Raw genomic sequence first — 7,144 nt, forward strand, 5'->3', positions numbered from 1 at the left:
AGGGGGACGAGGTCGGGCTAGGGTGGCCAACGTAAAGCACTCGCGGGAGCCCGGACGCACCGGGCTGAGAGGGAGGCTGGCGGCCTCCGACCGTACGAACCTGATCCGGGTCATGCCGGCGAAGGGAGGGGCTGGACGCCCATGTCGCGTACGCCAGATCCATCGGCCACCTCAGACGTCCCGTCAGACACCCCGGGCACCTCCGACGCCAGGTCGGGCGCCTCGGACGTCCTGGTCGTCGGGGGCGGCATCATCGGCCTGGTCACCGCGTGGCGAGCCGCGCAGCGCGGGTTCGCCACGGCCGTGGTGGACCCCGAACCGGGCGGCGGCGCCGCCCGGGTGGCGGCCGGGATGCTGGCCGCCGTCACCGAACTGCACTACGGCGAGCAGACCCTGCTCGGCCTGAACCTGGAGTCGGCCCGCCGCTATCCGGACTTCGCCGCCGAGCTCACCGACCTCACCGGCCGCGACCTCGGCTACCGCCGCAGCGGCACGCTCGCCGTCGCGCTGGACGCCGACGACCGCGCCCACCTGCGCGAACTGCACGCCCTGCAACGGCAGTCGGGGCTGGACTCCGAGTGGCTGTCGGGGCGGGAGTGCCGCCGCCTGGAGCCGATGCTGGCGCCGGGTGTGCGCGGCGGGCTGCGCGTCGACGGTGACCACCAGATCGATCCGCGGCGGCTGGCCGACGCCCTGGTGGCCGCGTGCGAGCGGGCCGGGGTCGCCTTCCACCGCACCTGGGCCGAACGGCTGTCGGTGGTACGGGAGCGGGCGAGGGGTGTCGTCACGCGCGAGGGCGTGACGCTGGGCGCCGGACAGGTGGTGCTGGCGGCCGGCAGCCTCAGCGGGCGCCTCGCGGGGGTCCCCCCGGACGTCCTGCCGCCCGTGCGGCCGGTGAAGGGGCAGGTGGTGCGGCTGACGATGCCCGAGCGGTACGCGCCGTTCCTGAGCCGGACGGTGCGGGCCGTGGTCCGCGGCAGCCAGGTCTACCTGGTGCCCAGAAGCAACGGCGAGCTGGTCGTCGGCGCCACCAGCGAGGAACTGGGCTGGGACACCACGGTGACCGCGGGCGGTGTGTACGAGCTGCTGCGGGACGCCCACGAGCTGGTCCCCGGGATCACCGAGCTGCCGCTCACCGAGACCCGGGCCGGGTTGCGCCCCGGGTCCCCCGACAACGCGCCGCTGCTCGGCCCGACCGGTCTGGACGGGCTGCTGCTGGCCACCGGGCACTATCGCAACGGCGTGCTGCTCACCCCGGTCACCGGCGACGTCCTGGCGCACGCCCTCGTCACCGGTGAACTCCCGGACGAGGCCCGCCCCTTCACGCCCAAGCGCTTCAGCGCCGTCCGAACGGAGCTGCCGGTATGAACGTCTCGGTCAACGGCGAGCCGCGCGAGCTCGCCCCGGGCACCGCCCTGGACACGCTCGTGCGCTCCCTCACCGTGGCCCCCTCCGGAGTGGCCGCCGCCCTGAACGAAACCGTCGTCCCGCGCGCACGATGGTCCTCGACGTCCCTCGCCGAGGGAGACCGCGTCGAAGTCCTCACCGCCGTCCAAGGAGGCTGACCCATGGCCGACGACCCCTTTGTCCTCGGTGGTACGTCCTTCACGTCCCGTCTCATCATGGGTACGGGCGGCGCGCCCAGCCCGGAGGTCCTGGAGCGGGCGCTGGTCGCGTCCGGGACGGAGCTGACGACGGTCGCGATGCGCCGGGTCGATCCGGGCGTGCACGGCTCGGTGCTGTCGGTGCTGGAGAAGCTCGGCATCCGGGTGCTGCCGAACACCGCGGGCTGTTTCACGGCCGGTGAGGCGGTGCTGACGGCTCGGCTGGCGCGGGAGGCGCTCGGGACGGACCTGGTCAAGCTGGAGGTCATCGCGGACGAGCGGACCCTGCTGCCGGATCCGATCGAGTTGCTGGACGCCGCCGAGACGCTGGTCGACGACGGGTTCACGGTGCTGCCGTACACCAACGACGATCCGGTGCTGGCGCGCAAGCTGGAGGACGTCGGGTGCGCGGCGATCATGCCGCTCGGGTCGCCCATCGGATCCGGGCTGGGCATTCGCAACCCGCACAACTTCCAGCTGATCGTCGAGCACGCGGGGGTGCCGGTGATCCTGGACGCGGGGGCCGGTACCGCCTCGGACGCGGCGCTGGCGATGGAGCTGGGGTGTGCGGGTGTGATGCTCGCCTCGGCCGTGACCCGGGCTCAGGAGCCGGTGCTGATGGCCGATGCCATGCGGCACGCCGTCGAGGCGGGCAGGCTGGCGCGGTTGGCGGGCCGGATTCCGCGGCGGCACTTCGCTGAGGCGTCGTCTCCGACGACCGGCCTGGCGGCGCTGGATCCGGAGCGGCCGGCGTTCTGAGCGGAGCGCGGCCGTGGGAACCTCACCGCTGGTGCCCCCGATGGCCGCTGTGACGTGGTGGGTTGCGTCACAGGTCCGCTGCAGTACCGCCTCGATCCCGGCCGAACCGGGTGCGTGTCAGTCACGGCTCGTAGACTCACCCGCGTGGATACGACCCTTCAGGACCCTCTGGTCGGGCAGGTGCTCGACGGCCGCTATCGCGTCGACGCGCGGATCGCGGTCGGTGGGATGGCCACGGTCTACCGGGCCCTGGACACCCGCCTGGACCGGGTTCTCGCACTCAAGGTGATGCATCCGGCGCTGGCCGCTGACGGGGCGTTCGTCGAGCGGTTCATCCGGGAGGCCAAGTCGGTGGCCCGGCTCGCGCACCCGAACGTGGTGCAGGTCTTCGACCAGGGCACCGAGGGGTCGTACGTCTACCTCGCGATGGAGTACGTCGCCGGCTGCACCCTGCGCGACGTGCTGCGTGACCGCGGGGCGCTGCAGCCGAGGGCCGCGCTCGACATCCTGGAGCCGGTGCTGGCCGCGCTCGGCGCCGCGCACCGCGCGGGGTTCGTGCACCGGGACATGAAGCCGGAGAACGTCCTGATAGGGGACGACGGTCGGGTCAAGGTCGCCGACTTCGGGCTGGTGCGGTCCGTGGACACCGTCACCAGCACCACCGGGGCCGTGCTCGGCACGGTGTCGTACCTCGCCCCCGAGCAGATCGAGCAGCCGGGCGCCGCCGATCCCCGCGTCGACGTGTACGCGTGCGGTGTCGTCCTGTACGAGATGCTCACCGGCGAGAAGCCGCACGACGGGGACTCCCCCGCGATCGTGCTCTACAAGCACCTCCACGAGGACGTGCCGCCGCCCTCGGCCCTCGTGCCGGGGCTGGCCTACGAACTCGACGAGCTGGTCGCCTCCGCGACGGCCCGTAATCCGGACATCCGCCCGTACGACGCGGTCGCGCTGCTCGCGCAGGCGCGCCAGGCACGTGCCGCGCTCGGCGCGGAGCAGCTGGACGCCGTGCCGCCGCAGGCGCTCTCGGGGGCGCACGACGGCGCCGAGGACCGGACGAGCGTGATCCCGCGCTCGCTGGCCGTGCCGCGCCCGCTGCCGGTCAACGAGGACGACGACGCCCAGGCCGGGTTCCAGCGCACCAGCCGCCTGGAGTCCGGGCCGCCGCTGCCCCCGCGGGGCCGTTCCCGCCCGCCGCGCCGACTGGTCGCGATCATCGCGGCGGTCCTGCTGGTCCTCGGGGTCGGCGCGGGCGTCTGGTACATCAACTCCGGTCAGTTCACCAAGGTCCCGACGGTGCTGGAGAAGACCGAGACCCAGGCCCGGGACCGGCTGAAGGCGGCCGGGCTGGACGTCGGCAAGGTCGACCACGCGTACAGCGACACCGTGAAGCGGGGCACGGTCGTGAGCACCGACCCGGAGCCGGGCGCCCGGATCCGGGACAACGACTCGGTGCGGCTCGTCATCTCCGACGGTCCCGAGACCGTGAAGGTGCCCGACGTGGCGGACTACCGGCTGGACAAGGCCAGGTCCGTGCTGAAGGGGGACGGGCTGCAGCCGGGCATGGTCACCCGGGAGTTCAGCGACGAGGTGGAGCGGGGCTTCGTCATCTCCACGGAGCCGGGGGCCGGCACCGAGCGGCGCGCCGGTTCGGCGATCGCGCTCACCGTCAGCAAGGGCAGCCCGATCGACATCCCGGACGTCACCGGCGAGTCCCTCCAGGACGCGAGGGCGGACCTCCAGGAGGCGGGCCTGAAGGTGGAGGTCTCCGCCGAGGAGGTCAACTCCTCCGACTACGACAAGGGGCAGGTCGCCCGGCAGACACCGCGGGACGGCGCCACCGCCGCCGAGGGCGACACCGTGACGCTGACGCTGTCCAAGGGCCCGGTGATGGTCGAGGTCCCGGACGTGGTCGGTGACAGCGTCGATGACGCGCGGAGCGAGCTGGAAGCCGCCGGCTTCGAGGTCGACGAGGACCGCGGGCTGCTCGGGCTCTTCGGCGACACCGTCAAGAAGCAGTCCGTCGAGGGCGGCGAGAGCGCGCCCAAGGGGTCGACGATCACGATCACGATCCGCTGACCGGGCGCACCCGGCCGCGTGACACCCTGGGTGGGTGAAGAGTCAACAGGCCGGCACCGGCCCCGAAACGGCCGGTACGGTGCGCAACCCCGTCGGCGGTCATGTCCCGGTGGCGGGCGGTCTCCACTCGGTAGGCCTGTCGTACGCCCGTGACCTCGGGGCGGAGACCGTGCAGGTCTTCGTCGCCAACCCGCGCGGCTGGGCCACGCCCGTCGGGAACCCCCGGCAGGACGAGGCGTTCCGTGCGGCGTGCGCGGCCGAGTCGATCCCGGCGTACGTGCACGCCCCGTACCTGATCAACTTCGGGTCGCACACAGAGGCGACCGCGGAGAGGTCGGTGGAGTCGCTGCGGCACTCCCTGCGGCGCGGGCGGGACATCGGGGCGCTGGGCGTGGTCGTGCACACCGGCAGCGCGACCGGGGGCCGGGACCGGTCCGTGGCGCTGAAGCAGGTGCGGCGGTATCTGCTGCCGCTGCTGGACGAGCTCACCCACGACGACGACCCGTACCTGCTGCTGGAGTCGACGGCCGGGCAGGGCGCCTCGCTGTGCTCGCGGACCTGGGACTTCGGGCCGTACTTCGAGGCACTGGACGCCCATCCCAAGCTGGGCGTGTGCCTGGACACCTGCCACATCTTCGCGGCCGGCCACGACCTGACCGGGCCGAGCGGCATGCACCAGACACTGGACCTGCTGGTGGACACGGTCGGCGAGGGCCGGCTGAAGCTGATCCACGCCAACGACTCCAAGGACGTGGTCGGCGCCCACAAGGACCGGCACGAGAACATCGGCTCCGGCCACATCGGCGAGGACCCGTTCCGCGCGCTGATGACCCACCCGGCCACCGAGGGCGTACCGCTGATCATCGAGACGCCCGGCGGCAAGGAGGGGCACGCGGCGGACGTGGAGCGGCTGAAGAAGCTGCGGGAGGCCGAGACGGTCGGTCCGCGCGAGGGTGAGGGGCGCTGAGCCCGCCGGTGCGCGGGCACCCGGTGGTTCAGAGCTCGGGGCCGTCCCCCGGCACCTCCTGGTAGGAGTAGCGCTGTTCCTTCCAGGGGTCGCCGACGTTGTGGTAGCCGCGCTCCTCCCAGAAGCCGCGGCGGTCGGCGGTCATGTACTCGACGCCGCGGACCCATTTGGGGCCCTTCCACGCGTACAGGTGGGGGACGACGAGGCGGAGCGGGAAGCCGTGTTCGGCCGTCAGCAGTTCGCCGTCCTTGTGGGTGGCGAAGATCGCGCGTTCGTCCGCGAAGTCCGCCAGGCGGAGGTTGGAGCTGAAGCCGTACTCGGCCCACACCATCACATGGGTGACGGTGGACGCGGGCGGGGCGAGGTCCAGGACGGTCCGGGCGGGGACGCCGCCCCATTCGGCGCCGAGCATGCTGAACTTCGTGACGCAGTGCAGGTCACCCGTGACGCTGGCGTACGGGAGGGCGGTGAACTCCTCGTGGGTCCAGCAGTGCTTCTCACCGTCCGCGGTGGCGCCGAAGACCCGGAACTCCCAGCGCTCGGGCCGGAACTTGGGGACCGGGCCGTAGTGCGTGACCGGCCAGCCGCGCTGGACCCGCTGCCCCGGCGGAAGATCGGAGTGTGCGGCTGGTCCAGAATCGCGCTCTCCCGACTCGCGTTCCACCGGCTGACCCATGTGTCCATCCTGACAGACCCGGGGCAGTGCACATGACCAACCCCCATCCAAATCGGGCAATTAGAACTAAGTGTGCCCTTACTTACTAAGTGAAGACTTACTGGACGATCTTCGTAGCGGGTGGAATCATGCGGCGCAACCCGCCAGTTCCCCCCGGTCGGAAGGAGCCTCTGCGATGCAGGGCGACCCCGAGGTCATCGAATTCCTCAACGAGCAGCTGACCGCCGAGCTCACCGCGATCAACCAGTACTTCCTGCACGCGAAGATGCAGGAGAACTTCGGCTGGACCAAGCTCGCGAAGTACACGCGAAGTGAGTCCTTCGACGAGATGAAGCACGCGGAGGTGCTCACCGACCGGATCCTCTTCCTGGAGGGGCTGCCGAACTACCAGCGCCTCTTCCATGTGCGCGTGGGGCAGACGGCCCAGGAGATGTTCGAGGCCGACCGTCAGGTCGAGGTCGAGGCGATCGACCGGCTCAGGCGTGGCATCAGGGTGATGCGGGAGAAGGGCGACATCACCTCGGCCAACATCTTCGAGTCGATCCTGGCGGACGAGGAGCACCACATCGACTACCTCGACACCCAGCTGGAACTCCTGGAGAAGCTCGGCGAAGCGCTCTACCTGGCCCAGCTGATCGAGCAGCCGGAGAGCTGAACCGACCGGGCCTAGGCGGCTTCCTCGAGCTCCTTCGCGCCCTCGGACTCGGCCAGCACCGGCCCGCCCTGGTAGGCAGGCTCATGACGAGGACACGCCCGCCGACCGAGGATGGCCTGGATCCGACGGACACAGGACCCGCAGTCCGTACCCGCCTTGCAGGCGGAGGCGATCTGGCGGGGGGTGCTGGCGCCGTCCTCCGCGTGCCGCTGGACCTGCGCCTCGGTCACCCCGAAGCAGTGGCAGACGTACACGCGGACTCACCTCCCGTCGAGATCAATAAGGCTAACCTAACCTTACCCATCGCGCCGGATCCACAAAAGTGGGGTGGGGCGCGGATCGTGTGTGACTGCTCCTGCTCACCATAGGTATCAAAGCCAGGAACCCGACCGTCAGTTCTCTCG

The 7,144-nt window shown here is 71.4% G+C and carries 8 protein-coding genes and 1 riboswitch; of the genes, 6 read left to right on the forward strand and 2 right to left on the reverse strand.

Annotated elements, in window-relative coordinates:
* Positions 1 to 32 precede the first annotated feature (32 nt).
* A riboswitch (TPP riboswitch) is annotated at positions 33 to 144 on the forward strand.
* From thiO to ABZ027_RS12515, 5 genes are all read left to right on the forward strand, one after another.
* Positions 142 to 1,368, forward strand: coding sequence for a glycine oxidase ThiO (gene thiO / locus ABZ027_RS12495; protein ID WP_356767226.1), 1,227 nt, complete (start codon positions 142 to 144; stop codon positions 1,366 to 1,368). Its footprint overlaps the riboswitch before it by 3 nt.
* Complete coding sequence (thiS, locus tag ABZ027_RS12500; RefSeq protein ID WP_356767228.1) at positions 1,365 to 1,565, forward strand: sulfur carrier protein ThiS; 201 nt, start codon at positions 1,365 to 1,367, stop codon at positions 1,563 to 1,565. The genes thiO and thiS overlap by 4 nt, the downstream gene beginning before the upstream one ends.
* Before the next feature lie 3 nt (positions 1,566 to 1,568).
* On the forward strand, positions 1,569 to 2,363 hold the full coding sequence (locus ABZ027_RS12505) for a thiazole synthase (RefSeq protein WP_356767230.1): 795 nt from the start codon (positions 1,569 to 1,571) through the stop codon (positions 2,361 to 2,363).
* A gap of 144 nt (positions 2,364 to 2,507) precedes the next feature.
* Positions 2,508 to 4,442, forward strand: a complete 1,935-nt coding sequence (gene pknB / locus ABZ027_RS12510) for a Stk1 family PASTA domain-containing Ser/Thr kinase (protein ID WP_356767232.1) — start codon at positions 2,508 to 2,510, stop codon at positions 4,440 to 4,442.
* A gap of 34 nt (positions 4,443 to 4,476) precedes the next feature.
* Entirely contained in the window at positions 4,477 to 5,409 is a 933-nt protein-coding gene (locus ABZ027_RS12515) for a deoxyribonuclease IV (RefSeq protein ID WP_356767234.1), read from the forward strand.
* Between the two features lie 28 nt (positions 5,410 to 5,437).
* On the opposite strand, the gene ABZ027_RS12520 is transcribed toward ABZ027_RS12515, so the two are convergent.
* Positions 5,438 to 6,085, reverse strand: a complete 648-nt coding sequence (locus tag ABZ027_RS12520) for a sulfite oxidase-like oxidoreductase (protein WP_356767236.1) — start codon at positions 6,083 to 6,085, stop codon at positions 5,438 to 5,440.
* Between the two features lie 175 nt (positions 6,086 to 6,260).
* Between ABZ027_RS12520 and bfr the strand changes: the two genes are divergently transcribed.
* Positions 6,261 to 6,740 (forward strand): bacterioferritin, encoded by a 480-nt coding sequence (bfr, locus tag ABZ027_RS12525; RefSeq protein WP_356767238.1) that lies wholly within the window; start codon positions 6,261 to 6,263, stop codon positions 6,738 to 6,740.
* Between the two features lie 11 nt (positions 6,741 to 6,751).
* On the opposite strand, the gene ABZ027_RS12530 is transcribed toward bfr, so the two are convergent.
* Positions 6,752 to 6,994, reverse strand: coding sequence for a (2Fe-2S)-binding protein (locus ABZ027_RS12530; protein ID WP_356767240.1), 243 nt, complete (start codon positions 6,992 to 6,994; stop codon positions 6,752 to 6,754).
* Between the last annotated feature and the right edge of the window lie 150 nt (positions 6,995 to 7,144).

This window comes from Streptomyces sp. NPDC006332 (assembly GCF_040612855.1).
GTDB lineage: Bacteria > Actinomycetota > Actinomycetes > Streptomycetales > Streptomycetaceae > Streptomyces.